This window comes from Lapidilactobacillus concavus DSM 17758, assembly GCF_001435835.1.
GTDB lineage: Bacteria > Bacillota > Bacilli > Lactobacillales > Lactobacillaceae > Lapidilactobacillus > Lapidilactobacillus concavus.
Genome location: NZ_AZFX01000003.1, coordinates 74,535 through 91,051 on the forward strand (window position 1 = coordinate 74,535; position 16,517 = coordinate 91,051).

Annotated in this window: 16 protein-coding genes; 1 reads left to right on the forward strand and 15 read right to left on the reverse strand. The window is 44.7% G+C overall.

The window, feature by feature from the left end; translation table 11 throughout:
- Positions 1 to 42 precede the first annotated feature (42 nt).
- The gene (locus tag FC15_RS00835; RefSeq protein ID WP_057822965.1) at positions 43 to 1,008 is read right to left on the reverse strand and encodes a thymidylate synthase; all 966 of its coding nucleotides are present in this window, start codon (positions 1,006 to 1,008) and stop codon (positions 43 to 45) included.
- Positions 1,009 to 1,063: 55 nt separating this feature from the next.
- Positions 1,064 to 2,275: a CCA tRNA nucleotidyltransferase gene (locus FC15_RS00840; protein WP_057822967.1), complete on the reverse strand. Its 1,212-nt coding sequence runs from the start codon at positions 2,273 to 2,275 to the stop codon at positions 1,064 to 1,066.
- 95 nt (positions 2,276 to 2,370) lie between these two features.
- On the opposite strand from FC15_RS00840, the gene FC15_RS00845 reads away from it, so the two are divergent.
- Positions 2,371 to 3,288 (forward strand): YitT family protein, encoded by a 918-nt coding sequence (locus FC15_RS00845; RefSeq protein ID WP_057822969.1) that lies wholly within the window; start codon positions 2,371 to 2,373, stop codon positions 3,286 to 3,288.
- A 5-nt stretch (positions 3,289 to 3,293) separates the two neighbouring features.
- Here the strand turns inward: FC15_RS00845 and FC15_RS00850 are convergent, their stop codons facing one another.
- The 13 genes from FC15_RS00850 to plsX form a co-directional block, all read right to left on the reverse strand.
- Entirely contained in the window at positions 3,294 to 4,568 is a 1,275-nt protein-coding gene (locus FC15_RS00850) for a tetratricopeptide repeat protein (RefSeq protein ID WP_057822971.1), read from the reverse strand.
- A gap of 177 nt (positions 4,569 to 4,745) precedes the next feature.
- Positions 4,746 to 5,093, reverse strand: a complete 348-nt coding sequence (gene rplS, locus FC15_RS00855; protein ID WP_057822973.1) for a 50S ribosomal protein L19 — start codon at positions 5,091 to 5,093, stop codon at positions 4,746 to 4,748.
- 123 nt (positions 5,094 to 5,216) lie between these two features.
- Positions 5,217 to 5,969 carry a tRNA (guanosine(37)-N1)-methyltransferase TrmD gene (trmD, locus tag FC15_RS00860; RefSeq protein ID WP_057823113.1) on the reverse strand — a complete coding sequence of 251 codons (753 nt, stop codon included), beginning with the start codon at positions 5,967 to 5,969 and terminating at the stop codon, positions 5,217 to 5,219.
- A gap of 2 nt (positions 5,970 to 5,971) precedes the next feature.
- Positions 5,972 to 6,487, reverse strand: a complete 516-nt coding sequence (gene rimM, locus FC15_RS00865) for a ribosome maturation factor RimM (RefSeq protein WP_057822976.1) — start codon at positions 6,485 to 6,487, stop codon at positions 5,972 to 5,974.
- A gap of 51 nt (positions 6,488 to 6,538) precedes the next feature.
- Positions 6,539 to 6,787: a KH domain-containing protein gene (locus FC15_RS00870; RefSeq protein WP_057822978.1), complete on the reverse strand. Its 249-nt coding sequence runs from the start codon at positions 6,785 to 6,787 to the stop codon at positions 6,539 to 6,541.
- A gap of 6 nt (positions 6,788 to 6,793) precedes the next feature.
- Positions 6,794 to 7,069 carry a 30S ribosomal protein S16 gene (gene rpsP, locus FC15_RS00875; protein WP_057822980.1) on the reverse strand — a complete coding sequence of 92 codons (276 nt, stop codon included), beginning with the start codon at positions 7,067 to 7,069 and terminating at the stop codon, positions 6,794 to 6,796.
- A 95-nt stretch (positions 7,070 to 7,164) separates the two neighbouring features.
- Complete coding sequence (gene ffh, locus FC15_RS00880; protein WP_057822982.1) at positions 7,165 to 8,601, reverse strand: signal recognition particle protein; 1,437 nt, start codon at positions 8,599 to 8,601, stop codon at positions 7,165 to 7,167.
- Between the two features lie 12 nt (positions 8,602 to 8,613).
- On the reverse strand, positions 8,614 to 8,958 hold the full coding sequence (locus tag FC15_RS00885; protein WP_057822984.1) for a putative DNA-binding protein: 345 nt from the start codon (positions 8,956 to 8,958) through the stop codon (positions 8,614 to 8,616).
- Between the two features lie 21 nt (positions 8,959 to 8,979).
- On the reverse strand, positions 8,980 to 10,506 hold the full coding sequence (ftsY, locus tag FC15_RS00890) for a signal recognition particle-docking protein FtsY (protein ID WP_057822986.1): 1,527 nt from the start codon (positions 10,504 to 10,506) through the stop codon (positions 8,980 to 8,982).
- A gap of 65 nt (positions 10,507 to 10,571) precedes the next feature.
- Positions 10,572 to 14,147, reverse strand: a complete 3,576-nt coding sequence (smc, locus tag FC15_RS00895; RefSeq protein ID WP_057822988.1) for a chromosome segregation protein SMC — start codon at positions 14,145 to 14,147, stop codon at positions 10,572 to 10,574.
- An 8-nt stretch (positions 14,148 to 14,155) separates the two neighbouring features.
- Positions 14,156 to 14,863 carry a ribonuclease III gene (gene rnc, locus FC15_RS00900; RefSeq protein ID WP_057822990.1) on the reverse strand — a complete coding sequence of 236 codons (708 nt, stop codon included), beginning with the start codon at positions 14,861 to 14,863 and terminating at the stop codon, positions 14,156 to 14,158.
- Positions 14,864 to 15,201: 338 nt separating this feature from the next.
- Positions 15,202 to 15,447 carry an acyl carrier protein gene (acpP, locus tag FC15_RS00905; RefSeq protein WP_057822992.1) on the reverse strand — a complete coding sequence of 82 codons (246 nt, stop codon included), beginning with the start codon at positions 15,445 to 15,447 and terminating at the stop codon, positions 15,202 to 15,204.
- Between the two features lie 57 nt (positions 15,448 to 15,504).
- On the reverse strand, positions 15,505 to 16,506 hold the full coding sequence (gene plsX / locus FC15_RS00910) for a phosphate acyltransferase PlsX (RefSeq protein ID WP_057822994.1): 1,002 nt from the start codon (positions 16,504 to 16,506) through the stop codon (positions 15,505 to 15,507).
- Between the last annotated feature and the right edge of the window lie 11 nt (positions 16,507 to 16,517).

Genomic DNA, 16,517 nt, shown 5'->3' on the forward strand with positions numbered 1-16,517 from the left:
ACTCACTTTCGCTGATCATCCGACTCCGAGAAGTCTGCACAACTAAACGGCAATCGGCGCCTTAATGCTAGATTCGGGTTGATAGTCTAAGAGTTGAATGTCCTTCATTTGATAGTCACTAAGGTCACTGCGCACTTCTGAAGTCAGCTGCAGTCTAGGCGCGGCATGGATCGGACGTTCTAATTGAAGCTTCACTTGTTCAACGTGATTATCGTAAATATGCGCATCTCCAAATGTGTGAATAAACTCACCGACCTCTAAACCGGTTTGTTTTGCGACCAGGTGCGTCAATAAGGCATAGCTTGCGATATTAAAGGGCACGCCTAGAAAAATATCTGCACTTCGTTGGTACAATTGCAGGGATAGTCGACCATCATTCACATAGAATTGAAAGAGCGTATGGCAAGGCGGTAAGGCCATCGTGGGAATATCTTCTGGATTCCAAGCCGAAACAATCAAGCGGCGTGAATCAGGATTAGTTTTAATTTGGTCGATCACACCTTGTAACTGATCAATCGTTTGCTGCTGTGAGGTCCGCCATGCACGCCACTGTCGTCCATAGATTGGACCCAATTCGCCGTATTTGGCTGCAAATTGGTCATCTGTCAGGATACGTTGACAGAATAGCTCGTGCTGTTCTTGATAGGCAGCTGCAAATTGAGGGTCACGCAGGGCACGATGACCGAAATCCGTCATGTCTGGCCCTTGATACTCAGTTGAACGCACATATTGTTGAAACGCCCATTCATCCCAAATGTGATTATGATGCTCGAGTAAGAAACGAATATTGGTATCCCCACGTAAGAACCATAACAATTCACTTTTGATCAAGCCAAAAGGCACACGTTTGGTCGTTAACAATGGGAACCCTGCTTGCAAATTAAATCTCATTTGATAGCCGAACAGACTATAAGTCCCTGTCTGCGTGCGATCGTTCTTTTGATGTCCTTTTTCCAAAACCGTCTTCATAAAATGAAGATAGGTTTCTTCGTTCGTGTTGATTGTCATTTGTTGTTCCACCTTTTAATGTAAACGATGACTGCTGCAGAATAATTGATAAGAGTCAACGGCTTTGCTGCTGGACCCATTGAATAAGCGTTGCGTTCTGGTTTTCAATCCGTCCTTCAACCACTGCAGTTTCAGCTCGATCTAGCCAGTCCCCAATTTGTGGCCCAGGATTGAGCTTCACTTTTTGAATCAAATCAACGCCGTTCAGCTGTAATTCATGCCGATTCTTGATTGGTAATTGCTGATAATCAAGCGCAATCTGATCAAAGTCGGCGGACCATTGCAATAGCGGCCAAATTGTTGCGGCCCGTTCGATGATCTGCGTATCTGCCTGATAAAGCTGCTTAGCCGTTAATGCGGTCGTTACCTGCAATTGGCGACTAAACGTTAACGTCCTTAAACTCTCCGCAATAACATCATTTGCGGACTTCCATCCGAGGAGTAACTGTTTAAGTTGTGTTGATGTTAAGTTTAACCCTTCTGCCAATAAGACCCAAATTGCCGGCTCATCAAGCAGTTTTAATGTCGATTTCGACGTTGTGAACCGTGGGAACTTCAGCTCATTTGCCTTAAAGAACGGCGTTTGCTTGATCAATCCGCTGTCGACAAATAATTGCCAGCCAATTCGCCAATCTTTGCCCAACATCATTTTAACAAATTCCGTATGGATGCGCTCGACTGCGATTTTTTGCAATAATGGCGCATTATGTAGTAAGCTGGTATAAGTATCTGCAGTAATCGTAAACCCTAGTTGGCTTGCAAATCGAACCGCTCTCATCATTCGCAAGGCATCTTCGTGAAAGCGTTCATCGGCGATTCCAACTGCACGAATTTCTTGGGCTGCAAGATCATTCAGACCGTGATAATCATCGATGATTAGACCATCTGCACGCACTGCTAATGCATTAATAGTGAAATCCCGTCGTTGCAGGTCTTGTTGAAGTGAACGCACAAATGTCACGTGATCGGGTCGTCGAAAGTCTTGATAACCAGATTCTGTTCTAAACGTCGTGACCTCATAACCGATGCCATCGACGAGAACGGTCACGGTACCATGCTTGATTCCAGTATCGATCGTCTTTGGAAAAATCTGTTTGATTTCAGCTGGAAAGGCGCTAGTGGCAATATCGACATCTGCAATTGCCTTGCCCAATAAGAAATCACGGACAGAGCCACCCACAAAATAGGCTTCATATCCATGCGCTTCGATCTGCTGTAGAATGGGTAAGGCTTGTTGAAACTCTGACGGAAATTCTTGTAAATACATTCGAACACCTATTTCTTTAAAATTATCTTGAAAATAGCTTCTTGAAACTCATGGCGATCTTCGCCAAATCAACGAACGATTAAGGGGTAACACTGATGCAAAAAGTTGACGTCGAAAAATTCGATTGGCCCACGACAATTAAAGAGTTCATCATGATCACGTTAGGGGCTTTGATCTACGGTTTCGGTTTAGTTGCCGTAAATATTAAAAATAATTTGGCTGAAGGCGGTATGACCGGGGTTACTCTGATTTTGCGCGCCTGGTGGCATTTTGATCCAGCTTACTCGACCCTTATTCTAAACATCCCACTGATTATCTTAGGTTATCATTTCCTCGGACGCAAGGGCCTAATCTATACCATCTATGGTACACTAGCGCTCTCCGCTTCACTTTGGATCTGGCAGCGCGTTAACTTTACCCAAACACTTAATCTGCATAATGATCTGTTCATTGCGGGCGTCCTAGCCGGTATCTTTGGCGGCTTTGGTTCTGGCTTAATTTATCGCTTCGGTGGCACCACTGGCGGAAGCGACGTCATTGCTCGCATTCTCGAGCTAGAACGTGGTATCCCAATGGGTAAAACATTGCTTGCCATCGACGTGATCGTGTTGCTAACTTCATTAACTTATCTCGACATTGAGCACATGATGTACACCCTGCTCTCATCCTTTGTTTTCTCAAGGATCGTTGACGCCACGCAAGACGGAAGCTACTCAGCAAAAGGAATGCTGATCATCAGCGACCAATCCGAGGCGATTGCGAAACAACTAATGAACGAACTAGAACGTGGCGCGACGTTTCTAAACGCAGAGGGCGCCTATCAACACGACAAGCGCCTTGTGGTTTATTGTGTCGTCGCCCCGAGTGAATTGATCCAAGCTAAAAAGATTATCATGAAACTCGATCCACATGCCTTCATTTCGATACATGAGGTCCACGAGGCCGTTGGTGAAGGCTTCACGTATCTGCGCAAACCTACTCGGAATCTCCTAGGCTTACGACGCAATAAATAGGCTGACTAATCCTGAGGATCATCGGCTTCAAGATCGAGTAGCAGCACCTCAAAATCAGCATCATCTGGGACTAACTTCAGATATTGCTTCAAGGCAAGTTTTAATTCAGGAATCATTGCCTGCGATTGCAAGAAAATTGCCATCTGCCGCATAAACTGCGAATTATCCTTCAGGTTAGGATAAGCGGCGAAGTAGTTCTGCTTCGCTAGATCTGGTTGGTCAAGATGATCATACGCTTGTGCTAAAAGCCAGTTGACCTGCGGATCTGCTTCATCTTGATCAGCTAATGCGGCTAACAAATCAACGCTTTCTTGGTCTTGCCCCGTTTCAAGTTCATGTTGTGCTAACATTAATCGTAAGGATTGTGCCTCGGGATCGAGTTGCAATCCTTTTTTGAGTAACGCTTCTGCTTGATGCTTGGCGCCTACCTTCAACGCAGCTTGGGCACCAAGGCGATAGAGATCAAGGTTAAATTCATCATAACCTAATCCGACTTGCGCGGTTTGTAATGCCTGTTGGTAACGACCAAGCTCAGATTGACTTTGTACCAATGGCCGATACAGTGCACTGTAATCTGAATTTTGTTGTTGTAAACGTGTCAAAGTCTGGATGGCTTTATCGTCTTGATGAGTTTGCTGATAGAGCACTCCCAATTCGAAGAGCTGTTCATCCGTCGCAATACTCTCGGTCAGTTTCTCATCAATGGCAATCGCTTCTTCATAATCACCCAGCCCAGACAAAGCTTCTGCTGTCCGTTGCTGAATCGAGACTTGTGCTAAAAAGTCCACGCCTTGCGTTGTTAGCGACTGATAGTAACTTAAGGCCTCTTGATAGCGTCCCTGATTCAAATACAACTCACCTAGCGCAAAATCGACGACAGGCTCATCTGGGAGTAGCACCTTGGCTTCCAACAGTTTTCGTTCACTAACTTCTGGCAGGTTGATCGACTGATATAAATCAGCAGCACTTAACAAACTCTGCGGATAAACCGCCGACTCCTCCGAAATCTGATCCAATCTCAAGAGTGCCTGATCTGTTTGACCATCACTAATATCCAACTCTGCCAAAATTAAGCGCACATCATCTGCATCAGGATATTTTGCGAGCAGCTTGTCCGCGATTCGGCGCGTCTGCTGACTAAACCCCAAAGCTTGCAACTCTTCAGCCAAGCTAAATAACGTTTCATCATCATCGTAACGTAATGCAGAAGCAAATTTCTTCTTAGCCTCAACTAAATCTTGATCATCCAAGGCGGCTAACATTTCTTCAGAATAACTCAATCGAATCCCTCACAGTATGTTTCTTCTCTGGTGTCTCATGTTGTTAATTATAACGAACTTTCCGCCAAGTAGCTAATCTTCAGCGTCAAGCAATCTCCAATGAAAACAATTCAAACAAAAAAAAACCGAACCCAAAAATTGGATTCAGTCCTGACAGGCCATTTCGGCGCAGACGAATTAACGCCGTGCTTCCTTGATACGAGCTGCCTTGCCTCGTAATGCGCGTAAGTAGTACAATTTTGCACGACGTACACGACCATGACGAGTCACTTCAATTTCAGCAACACGTGGGCTATGAACTGGGAAAGTACGTTCAACGCCGACACCATTACTGATTTTACGAACTGTATATGTTTGGCTAATGCCGGTACCGTGACGCTTAATCACAACGCCTTCGAAAATCTGGATACGTTCACGCGTACCTTCGACAACCCGTGCGTGTACCCGAAGAGAATCGCCAGGGCGAAAATCTGGGATGTCTGTACGTAATTGTGACTTGGTAATTTCTTGAATCAATGGATTCATATCATTTCTCCTCTTTCACTGATATTCATATGTTGCAATGAGGTCAACACAGCGGAATACCGTTGTTATGGAACTGCCACCGACAGCAAAGTCAGTCGACAGCAGTTCCAAGAATATATTTTATCACAGATCGGTGAAGTCTGACAAGTCCTCACGCGCATTCAATTCACGAACCAGACGTTTAATTTCCGGTGTTTGTTCAATCTGATCCAATAAATCCGGGCGCTGTTGAAGTGTTCGCCAAACGGCCGCCTTTAAACGCCATTCAGCAATCAACTGATGATTGCCATTGGTCAATACCTCAGGCACCTGTTGACCCTGATAATCCGCTGGACGCGTATATTGGGGATACTCTAACAAACCTTGGGCAAACGAATCAGTGGCCGCAGACTCTTGACTACCTAAAACACCAGGAATCTGGCGGCTAATGGCATCAATCATCACCATTGCAGGTAGTTCCCCACCGGTTAAGACATAATCGCCTAACGAAATTTGATCGGTCGCCATCTGATACACGCGTTGATCGAAACCTTCGTAATGCCCACAAATAAATGTCAGATGCTGGCACTGAGCTAACTCAACCGCGTATTGATGATCAAATGGACGACCACCAGGATCCAGAATAATTGTTCGTTCCGCCTGACCATGCAATGCTTCAACATGAGCCAAAGCATCCGCAATTGGTTGCACCTGCAACAACATCCCGGCACCACCACCATATGGCGTATCATCAACACTATGATGTTTACGCTTAGTGAAATCACGAAAGTTCGTGACATCAATGTTGAGCAGTTTTTTTTCTTGAGCACGGCCAATCAAAGAATAGTTCATCGCGTCGAACATTTCTGGAAATAAACTTAAAATATCGATTTGCATGATCAATCATCTAATCCTTCAGGAATATCTACTAATGTGGTTTGGTGTTCAACATCAATTTTCAACATGACGGTCTTTAGAAATGGTAATAAGAGATCTTTCTGTCCTGGACGCGCAACGACCCAAACATCATTCGCACCTGGCGATAAAATCTCACGAACTTTACCAATGGCCTCATTCGTCGCCTGATCAATAATCGTCATGCCCACAATATCTCGATAATAATACTCCCCAGCCGCAAGCTCATGTTGGTCAGATTCGTTGACCCATAACTTCTGTTGCCGTAGGAATTGTACCTCATCAATATCTGTATACTCCGTAAACGTCAGCAGATACATGCCCTTATGGACACGTGCTGAGGCAACATGCAACGGCTGCCAACCATCCGGACGCTTCACGAATAATGTGGCGCCCTTCTTGAAACGTTCCTTCGGAAAATCGGTTGTCACCATCACCTTGACCTCACCTTTAAGACCGTGGGTAGTGACGACTTGACCAACTTCATCATAATTCTCCATTTTAAACCTCACCATAATAAAAGGACTCATACCGAGATGAGCCCTAGAATCTTACTTGTCTACAATGTTTAAGCGAATCCGCTTGCCATTATCTAAACGAATGCCGTAAATCAAAGTACGAATAGCTTGAGCGACTCGTCCCTGTTTGCCGATAATTCGGCCAATATCTTTACGATCAAGTGAGAGATTAAAAGTCGTAAATCGCTCATCCTCAACGGTATTGATGGCCAATTCATTCGGCATCGTGATCAGTGGCTTGACGATTGCGCCGATTAATTCACTGACATCTGCTGACTTCATGGTCGACTACTTCTTCTCGAAACGTGATTCGTGATACTTCTTCATAATGCCTTTCGAAGAGAGTAAGTTACGAACAGTATCAGAAGGTTGTGCCCCTTTTTGTAACCAGTCAAGAATAACATCTTCGTCTAACTTTAATTGGATAGGATCACTGATTGGGTTGTAGTAACCAACTTCTTGAATGAAACGGCCATCACGAGGTGCGCGAGAATCAGCAACAACAAGACGGTAGAAAGGTTTACGTTTTGAACCCATGCGACGCATACGAATTTTAACTGCCATAAATAAATTTCCTCCTAAAAATAACTAACATAAATAATATACCAGCATTGCAAATGAATGTAAAGACTTTTTTCTTTACAGTCTTCGAAATCAGTCTACCCATGAAAATGTTTGGCGTTCTTCAGACGCTTTTTCTTATTCTTCTTTTGTTTGCGAACCATCTGATTCATCGCCATCTTACCCATTTTGCCTTGGATTCCATTTCCAAACATATTCTCCATGCCGTTGAAATTACCCTTCGACATCTTCGTCATCATCTCGCGTGACTGCTTGAATTGTTTGATCATACGGTTGACTTCTTGGACGCTACGTCCAGAACCAGCAGCAATCCGACGGCGACGACTTGGATTCAACAAGTCGGGATCTTCCCGCTCTTTTGGTGTCATCGAATAAACGATCGCCTTCAGGTGGTCAATGTCTTTGGGATTCATCTTGACGTTTTTAAGTTCTGGATTATTGGCCATGCCTGGAATCATCTTCATCAATTCATCCAGTGGACCCATGTTTTGAATCTGACTCATCTGATCGACGAAATCATTAAAGTCAAAACTGTTCTCTTGAATCTTGCGCGCCATTTTTTCAGCTTGCTGTTCGTCATAATCAGTCTGTGCCTTCTCGATCAGGGTCATCATATCGCCCATACCCAAGATTCGGTTGGCCATACGATCAGGGTAGAAGACATCCAATTGATCTAGCTTTTCGCCTTGACCAACAAACTTGATTGGCTTACCTGTGACCGTTCGGATCGACAGTGCGGCACCACCACGAGTATCCCCATCTAACTTCGTCAAGACAACACCAGTGAGATCAAGCTGCTGATTAAAACCTTCAGCTACTTGAGTCGCCACTTGACCGGTCATTGCATCAACGACCAGCAAAATTTCGTCTGGTTGTGCCAAAGCCTTGATTCGACTCAACTCTTGCATGAGTTGCTCATCAATTTCAAGGCGTCCGGCCGTATCGATGATCACATAATCATTCTTGTGCTCGGCTGCTTCCGCAAGTCCAGCTTTAACGATGTCAACAGGATCATGATCGGTGCCCATCTCGAAAACAGGGACTTCCAACTGTTTCCCAATTGTCACCAATTGATCAACTGCGGCTGGGCGATAAACGTCGGCCGCGATCATTAATGGGCGTGCTTTTTCTTGGGCAATTAAACGTTTAGCTAATTTACCCGCTGTCGTGGTTTTGCCGGCACCTTGCAAACCAACCATCATGATAATCGTTGGAATATGAGCGGATTTGTTCAGTGGGACGGCCGCATCTCCCATCACCTTAACTAACTCATCATTGACGATCTTGATGATCTGTTGTGCTGGTGTCAAACTATTCAGGACTTCGCTACCAATTGCTTGCTTGCGAACCGTTTTAACAAATTGTTTGACCACATCAAAGTTGACGTCGGCTTCGAGTAAAGCCAAACGAATTTCGCGCATTGCATCGCGAACGTCACTCTCGCTAACTTTTCCCTTGCGTCTCAAACCGTTGAACGCATTTTGCAGTCGTTGTGTTAAACCTTCAAAAGCCATTTTCTACCATCCTTATTGGGCATCTACTAAATTTTCAAATTCAGCGACTAATTGATTGAGTTCTGAATCATCTGAATAGCACTGTGCGACCAAATCATTCAATTGATTAACCAACGCTAATTCTCGCTTGAAATGAGCAATCAATTGTAATTTTTCCTCGTATTTGATCAATGTTTTCTCAGTCCGCTTAATATTATCATAGACGGCTTGTCGACTCACGTTGAACTGTTCAGCAATCTCACCGAGTGAATAATCTTCACTATAATAAAGATCCAGATAAGTCGCCTGCTTCTTCGTGAGCAGCTGATGATAAAAATCATACAACTCATTGATTTGTTCGTTTAATTCAATTGCCATGACTTACCCCTCGTTTATCCATTATGCTTCAATCAAATCTTTGAAGAGGCCATAGACAAATTTGGCAGCATCGAAGTCTTGGAGATCCGTGACTTTTTCGCCAAGTCCAACTAATTTGACCGGCAAATGCAACTCATTACGAATCGCAATCACGATGCCACCTTTAGAACTGCCGTCGAGCTTTGTCAAAATCAAACCAGTCACATCCGTGGTTTGACTAAATTGTTTGGCTTGATTAAGCGCATTTTGTCCCGTTGAGGCATCTAAAACTAACAGAACTTCCTGTGGCGCACTCGGTAATTCGCGAACGATGACTCGCTTGATTTTTGCCAACTCATTCATCAAATTAACGTTATTCTGTAGTCGACCGGCGGTATCAACTAATAAAATGTCGTAATGTTCTGCCTTTGCTTTTTTGACGGCTTCGAAGACAACTGATGCCGGGTCAGCGCCAGCCTTAGAAGTCACTACGTCTGTGTTCGTCCGCCGTGCCCACTCTGCAAGCTGTTCGATAGCACCCGCGCGGAAAGTATCGCCGGCAGCCAAAAGCACCTTCTGACCAGCTTGATGATAGCGTGCCGCCAATTTACCGATCGTCGTGGTTTTACCGGCTCCATTGACGCCAACAAACAGATAAACGGTTGGATCGGTGTTTTCAGATAGATGCAGACTATTATCCTCTTGCTCACCCGCCTCGCCATAAATATCGACCATTTTTTCGACGATGACTTGACCGATCTGCTTCTTAGACTTGGCATTCTGCAGTTTAACTTCTTCACGCAACTGCTCGCTGATCTGCATTGCGGTTTCAAACCCAACATCGGCTTCAATGAGCATCTCTTCAAGATCTTCGAAGAAATCTTCGTCCACTGCCCGAAAATTTGCCAAGAAGCGATTCAGCCGTGCAGCAAACCCCGTTCGGCTCTTCGCTAAACCTTGATCGTATTCAGCGACGGCAGCCGTATCTGCAGATTGATCAGACTCAGGTGATGTGGCATCCTGGTCAGTGACTTGCGCTGGAATCGCTCGACGGGTTTCGGCAGCCGTACTTTCGCTCGAAGTAACGTCGCTCATCGATGAGTCCTCTGTGAAAGTTGAAGCCAATTTTTGAGCTTGATCATCCGGTGTGGTGACCTCAGACTCAATATCAGTTTTAGTTTTGGCTGAGAGGGTTGAACGTGATGCTTGATCCGCTACTGAGGTTGACTCGAGCGTGTCTGTTTGATCAGTTTCAGCTACCGAGTTAGTGTCATCATTTGCATGATTCTCAGATTCTTGGATTGGCGTTGCTTGCTTCTGAACGACTTCTTCTGAGAGAACCGCAGCATGCTCCGATTCGTCTGTTTGCACTGATTGCGATTGTGGTTCGATGTCTGGCGTTTCCGACGTGTTTCGTGAGTCATTCTCGCTGGGTGCTGTCACTGCCGATGATTCGGCAACTTCATCCTGGTCTTTTTTTGTTTGGTTAGCAGTTTCTTCTGCTGCCTGTTCTTCCGGTGTCTTTGGTTTGACACCGAAGGCTTTTTTCACTCGATCAAAAAATCCCATCGATAGACCTCCTTGTATGTTTAATCATGCTCGATCTAGCTGGCTATTGGATCATCTGATGACGATTATTGACCGGAGACGAGTTTCTCTTGATCAACATCGGTCAACGAGACGCTGATCATCTTAGAGACACCAGATTCCTGCATCGTCACACCATAAAGCCGATCAACTTGCATCATTGTCCCCTTACGGTGCGTGATCACGATGAATTGCGTCTGGTCTTCATAATGCCGTAAATAATTAGCAAAACGGTCAACATTCGCATCATCCAATGAAGCTTCAACTTCGTCCAAAATACTAAATGGTGCCGGTTTTACCTTCAAAATCGCGAACAGCAACGTGATTGCGGTCAATGCCCGTTCCCCACCAGAGAGCAAACTTAAGCTCTGTAATTTCTTACCAGGCGGCTGTGCGTTGATCTCAATGCCAGTTGTCAACCAGTTATCAGGATCGGTAAGTTCAAGCTTAGCCTGACCACCACCAAACATCTTCGGAAAAATCTGAGTGAACGCTTGATCGACCGCTTTGAATGTGGTCGCAAAACGTTGGGAAACTTCCTGATCCATTTTTGACATTGTCTTCAATAATTCGGTGCGTGCAGTAATGAGATCATCTTGCTGTTTTGACAAAAATTCGTAGCGCTCATTCACTTCATCAAATTCCGCAATTGCATCTAAGTTAACAGAACCAATATCACGCAACGCCATCCGCACTAATTTCAAAGCGGATTGCAACGACTCCAGCGACGGATGGTCTGTCGGTAAATTCTGATAGGCGGCTTCAAAAGTCAGTTGATAATCTTCTCGTAGGGCCGTTAAACGTGACGCCATTTCTGACTTCAACGAGTTCAACGCGACGGCAACTTGCTCTTGTTCCTTGGCGGTTTGCTTCTGCAATTGATACTGTCGCTGAGTCTGAGGCTCAAGTTCCTCAATTTTTTGACTTAAGGCCTGTCGTTTCTCCTTCAGTGTTGCCATGGTTGCCGTTAATTCGGCCAACTGTGTACTCAACCTTTCGAGCTGTGCAGTCACTTGGTGCTCGTCCAATTGGGTAGATTGTTGATCTGCTTCCAATTTTTTTAGCGTGGTCTGGAGATTTGCTTGTTGCGCCTGTAATGTTTCCAGTTCACGTTGTTGACGTTTTTTCTGATCCATTGCATTCGTCAATGAAGCTTGTGCAACCGCCACTTTGGTCTTGAGCTCACTAACTTGACCAGTCAGAAGATCCCGTTGTGTCGTGAAATGGGTGAGACGCTCTTGAAGTGCTGCGATGGAAGCCTTCTGTTGATCAATGTGCTTACTCAAAGACTGCTGCTCTTGTGTTTTCTGTTGAAGCTGCTTTTGCAGATCGGCGACTTCAGACTGATGACGTGTTTGCTCGAGTTGCTCGGCTTGAAGCTGACGTTCCAAGCGTTGCAAATTTTGCGTCTGAGCCGCAACATCTTGTTTCGCTTGATTGGCGTTATCTGCAGCCGCTTGAACAGTTTTCTCGAGCTGAACACGTTGTGAGCTGAGTTGTTTCGTGGCCTCTTTGCCCTCAGTAATTGCGGCTTGCATTGTGTTTAAACTGACTTGTTGTTTTTTGATGGTCACTTGTAACTGAGTCAACTCTTGTTGACGACTGAGTAAGCTTTGATGTTGTTGCTTTGTTTTCCCACCAGTCATCGCGCCACCTGGTGTCAAAATATCGCCGTCGAGTGTCACAATTCGGGTTTGATAATGGATTTGTTTTGCAAGCTGTGTCGCCTGTGGCAATTGATCCATGATCAAAATGTTGCCTAATAAATGATCGATGACATTCTTGACCCGGGGTTCAAATTCGATTAGTTCTGAGGCGACCCCAACAAAACCAGGGGCTTGCTGGGCAGTCTGTAAAACTTGCCGATCTAAATGATACGGTCGAATCGTTGTTAATGGCAAGAAAGTTGCCCGACCTAAGCGCTTGGTTTTTAAATAATTAATGGCTTGTTCCGCACTCTGTGTGTCTTCGCTGACGATCTGTTGCAACTGTGAACCAAGAACTTGTTCAATCGCAAATTGCAATTTAGCTGGCACTTTCAATAGGTCTGCCACTGCACCAATCAAGCCCGGCAATGCTGGTTTCGCATTCAAGACTGCTCTAACGCCTTGGTAAAAGCCACTATGATCTTCAGTCAACTCTTTCAAACTTTGATAGCGCGCTTTTTGTTGTTGAAAACGTTCGAGCTCTTGGTACCAAGCTTGCTCTTGATCGGTAATTTTTTGTCGCCATTCAGCCGCCTGTTGATCATTCGCATGCAATTGATTCTGTTGAACTTGTAACTCGTCAGCACGTTGATGGGCGATCGACTGAAGCTCGTGCACCTTCGTCTGAATCGCTTGCTGTTGCATTTGCAGCTTCGTCAGCTGTTCCTCAGCTTGGCCTTGTTGCGCCATCAATTTATTGAGGTTTTCTTGCCCAAAAACGAGTTCATTACGCACCGTCGCTTGTCGTTGTAATTGCTCAATATAATCAGCTCTTAAATCATTGACTTGCTTGGCAAGATCTTCCGGATTTTCACCCTGTTGTGCTTCTAAGTTTGCCAATTGTTTAGCTAATTGCTGATTCTCCGCCTGAATTTGTGCTAATTTAGCCTCAGTCGCCGCCAAAACTTCTTGTTGTTGACCAATCGCAGTTTCATTCTCGGTTAATTGCTGTGTTAAGGCAGATTCGTTAGCTTGATGGTATGATTTACGTTCTTTGGAAAGCGAGATCTGACCATTTAATGTTTCTTGCTCGCGAGTGAGTTTCACCAAATCATTCTGACGTTGCTCGATGGTTTGATCGATTTGATCAGATTCGCGTCGTGTAGACTTAAGTTGCTCACTGACCTCGGCAGTTTGCTGGTCAATTCGTTCTGAGATCTCATGGAGCTCATTTTGATGTTCAACGTGCTGATCATGCTGTTGTTGCAGATCGGCCAATTCTAAGGCTAAAATTTGTTGATTCAAGCCATCATATTTTGCTTTTTGTTGCTGATAGTCTCTTGCTAAGCTAGCTTGTTTGCGTAATGGCTCCACACGCCCGCCAAGTTCAGAAACAATATCCGCGATTCGATTCAAATTATCATTCGTCACCGCAAGTTCAGCTTCAGCCTGCTTTTTCTGTTGCTTGAATTTAAAAACACCCGCAGCTTCTTCGATGATTGTTCGGCGATCTTCGGGTTTGCTGTTGAAGACTTGTTCAACTCGTCCCTGAGAAATAATCGCGAAAGCTTCTTTGCCAAGACCCGAGTCCAAGAAAAGATTGCTAATGTCGCGCAAACGGCAATTATGATGATTCAGCAAGAAATCACTGGTGCCATCACGAAATAATCGTCTGGAAATCTCAACGACATCCTGCGCTGTTTTCAACGCATGATCATGATTGTCGAAAACCAGTTTGACCTCGGCACGATTCAACGCAGGGCGCAATGCACTCCCGGCAAAAATAATGTCAGGCATGTGACTGCCGCGTAAACTTTTCGCCGATTGCTCCCCCATCACCCAGCGGATTGCTTCAGTGATGTTACTCTTACCACTGCCATTTGGACCGACAATACCCGTGATTCCGGTTGTGAATTCAATCGTCGTCTTATCTGCAAATGATTTAAATCCGTTGATCGTCAGTGATTTTAACGGCATTGATTTTCCTACCCATTCTCATGTTCTTGTAAACTCTTCAACGCTTTTTCAGCTGCATTCTTCTCCGCAGCCTTCTTATTGCGTCCAATTCCTTGCGAAAGTGGCTCATCATCGACCCGTAACTCAACCAAGAAGTCACGCTCACTGGAGGTGCCATCTGACTTCAGAACCACATATTCGATCTTCCGTTCACCATTACGTTGTAAATATTCCTGCAATCTGGTTTTATGATCCGTATCATAGGAATATTGACCAGCATCGATTTTTGGAAACAAAACCTTCTGCAAAAATGAAACAACAGCCGGCATTCCTTGATCTAAGTAGAGTGCACCGTTGAAGGCTTCAAAAATATCTTCAAGCAAACCGGCTCGTGAACGCGCCCCCATTTTTTCTTCTCCAACACCCAAACGAATGTAAGGTTGGAATCCTGAATCGATCGATAATTGACAAAAGCTTGAGGACTTCACGATTGCTGCCCGTAAACGAGTCAACTTACCCTCTGGAAGATGCTTGTAATTCTCAAATAAATAGTCAGAAACAGCTAACTCTAAAACGGCATCACCGAGAAATTCTAGCCGTTCATAGTTCCCGTAGCCCAGTTCCTTGTTCTCATTGGCAAATGAGGCGTGTGTGAATGCGGCATCTAACAAAGCGAGGTTCTTAAACTCAACGCCATATTTTGCGCGTAAGTCACTCACAAATTCTGCTGCTACCAAGTTGGTCATCTCCTAAATTAAGCTATCGAACGCAATTGAAAGCCATGGCTAAATTTATTAATATCTCGAACTAATCACTTAGACATCGAGTTCAATCACATTGATGCAGTTTAAATGCAAAATACTACAAATAACATTATACCGCAAAAACAGGCCAGTTAACAAACTTCCCTGAGCCAGTTTGGCAAATTCTCATGGCTAAAAATCGAGCAATTTTCATTTACCAAAACAAAAAGCGCACTTGCTTGAACGAACTCAGCGAGAAGTTGAAATGAAACCCTAACGTCTCTAGAAATTCGACAAGCCAGTGCGCGATTTGATTCTTGCAATGATTATTATTATTTATCCTGATGAGCGTTGATATAGTCAACTGCATCGCCCACTGTGACGATTTTTTCAGCATCATCATCCGGAATTTCATCATCGAATGTATCTTCTAATTCCAGGACAAATTCAACTAAATCAATTGAATCCGCCGAAAGATCATTCTTAATATTCGTTTCGCGTGTGATCGTACTTTGTTCAACGTCGAAACGATCGGCAATCAAGCCAGCAATTTTCTCAAATACTTCTGTTTCTGTCATATTTTCCTCCTGAAATCGGCCAAGCAATCAACAATCATCAGCTCTGTGCCCGTTCATTTACTTGATGTCATGCGTCTTCAAATAATCAATCACTTGTGGAATCGTCTGTTTAGCTAACATCTCACGAATCTGAACAATTGTCGAGATAACCGCGTCTTCGTCCGAACCACCGTGTGTCTTGATGACTGGTGCATTAACGCCTAATAACACGGCGCCACCATTATCTGAAGTACTGAAACGGCCCTTGATTTCCCCTAAAGCAGGTTTAATCATGGCAGCACCTAGTTTAACACTAAAACCACCACTTAATAAAGTACTTTTGATTAGGTTTAATAATAGGCTGGCCATTCCTTCAGTTGCTTTCAAGACGGCATTCCCAGTAAAACCATCTGATACGATGACATCAGCCTGATCTTGCAGTAAGTTACCCGCTTCAATGTTGCCGATAAAATTCAAAGCTGGGTTATTTTGAAGTCGTTGATAAACTTCCTGGTGTAACGGGTCGCCTTTATCAAACTCGGTGCCGTTGTTCAAAAGTGCGACGCGTGGAGACGCGATTTGGCGAATATCACGCGCGTAAATCGATCCCATAATTGCCCACTGTTCAAGATAGCTTGCTTTACTCTCTGCGTTGGCGCCGCAGTCGAGCAAATTCACAACGCGCCCTGCGTTAACCGTCGGTAAAGTTGGCATCAACGCGGGACGTTCAATCCCCTTGATCCGGCCGATTACGAAGATACCCGTCGCCAATAATGCGCCGGTATTCCCCAAGGAAAAAAGTGCCTCGGCTTGCCCTGCTTTAACTGCTTGAGCAGCCATCACCATTGAAGAATCTTTCTTTTGACGCACGGCTTTGACTGGTTCATCTTCGTTAGTAATGACGCTATTCGCTTGGATAAATTCGATTCGAGTTTCGTCTGTCAGATAAGGTGCCACTTTTTCGCGATCACCAAACATCATAAATTCAAGATCAGGCCATTGATCGCGTGCCTTCATAACACCCTCGACCACAACTTTGGGGGCATGATCGCCACCCATGGCATCTACTGCAATCTTCATATTTGTAATCT

What these genes read in the sequence shown, in the direction of transcription:
- smc (WP_057822988.1), bottom strand. Translation starts at nt 14,147, where the DNA reads ATGCCGTTAAAATCACTGACGATCAACGGATTTAAATCATTTGCAGAT.
- trmD (WP_057823113.1), bottom strand. Translation starts at nt 5,969, where the DNA reads ATGCAAATCGATATTTTAAGTTTATTTCCAGAAATGTTCGACGCGATG.
- FC15_RS00840 (WP_057822967.1), bottom strand. Translation starts at nt 2,275, where the DNA reads ATGTATTTACAAGAATTTCCGTCAGAGTTTCAACAAGCCTTACCCATT.
- plsX (WP_057822994.1), bottom strand. Translation starts at nt 16,506, where the DNA reads ATGAAGATTGCAGTAGATGCCATGGGTGGCGATCATGCCCCCAAAGTT.
- rpsP (WP_057822980.1), bottom strand. Translation starts at nt 7,069, where the DNA reads ATGGCAGTTAAAATTCGTATGCGTCGCATGGGTTCAAAACGTAAACCT.
- FC15_RS00885 (WP_057822984.1), bottom strand. Translation starts at nt 8,958, where the DNA reads ATGGCAATTGAATTAAACGAACAAATCAATGAGTTGTATGATTTTTAT.
- rplS (WP_057822973.1), bottom strand. Translation starts at nt 5,093, where the DNA reads ATGAATCCATTGATTCAAGAAATTACCAAGTCACAATTACGTACAGAC.
- ftsY (WP_057822986.1), bottom strand. Translation starts at nt 10,506, where the DNA reads ATGGGATTTTTTGATCGAGTGAAAAAAGCCTTCGGTGTCAAACCAAAG.
- FC15_RS00870 (WP_057822978.1), bottom strand. Translation starts at nt 6,787, where the DNA reads ATGAAGTCAGCAGATGTCAGTGAATTAATCGGCGCAATCGTCAAGCCA.
- FC15_RS00845 (WP_057822969.1), top strand. Translation starts at nt 2,371, where the DNA reads ATGCAAAAAGTTGACGTCGAAAAATTCGATTGGCCCACGACAATTAAA.
- acpP (WP_057822992.1), bottom strand. Translation starts at nt 15,447, where the DNA reads ATGACAGAAACAGAAGTATTTGAGAAAATTGCTGGCTTGATTGCCGAT.
- FC15_RS00835 (WP_057822965.1), bottom strand. Translation starts at nt 1,008, where the DNA reads ATGACAATCAACACGAACGAAGAAACCTATCTTCATTTTATGAAGACG.
- rimM (WP_057822976.1), bottom strand. Translation starts at nt 6,487, where the DNA reads ATGGAGAATTATGATGAAGTTGGTCAAGTCGTCACTACCCACGGTCTT.
- ffh (WP_057822982.1), bottom strand. Translation starts at nt 8,601, where the DNA reads ATGGCTTTTGAAGGTTTAACACAACGACTGCAAAATGCGTTCAACGGT.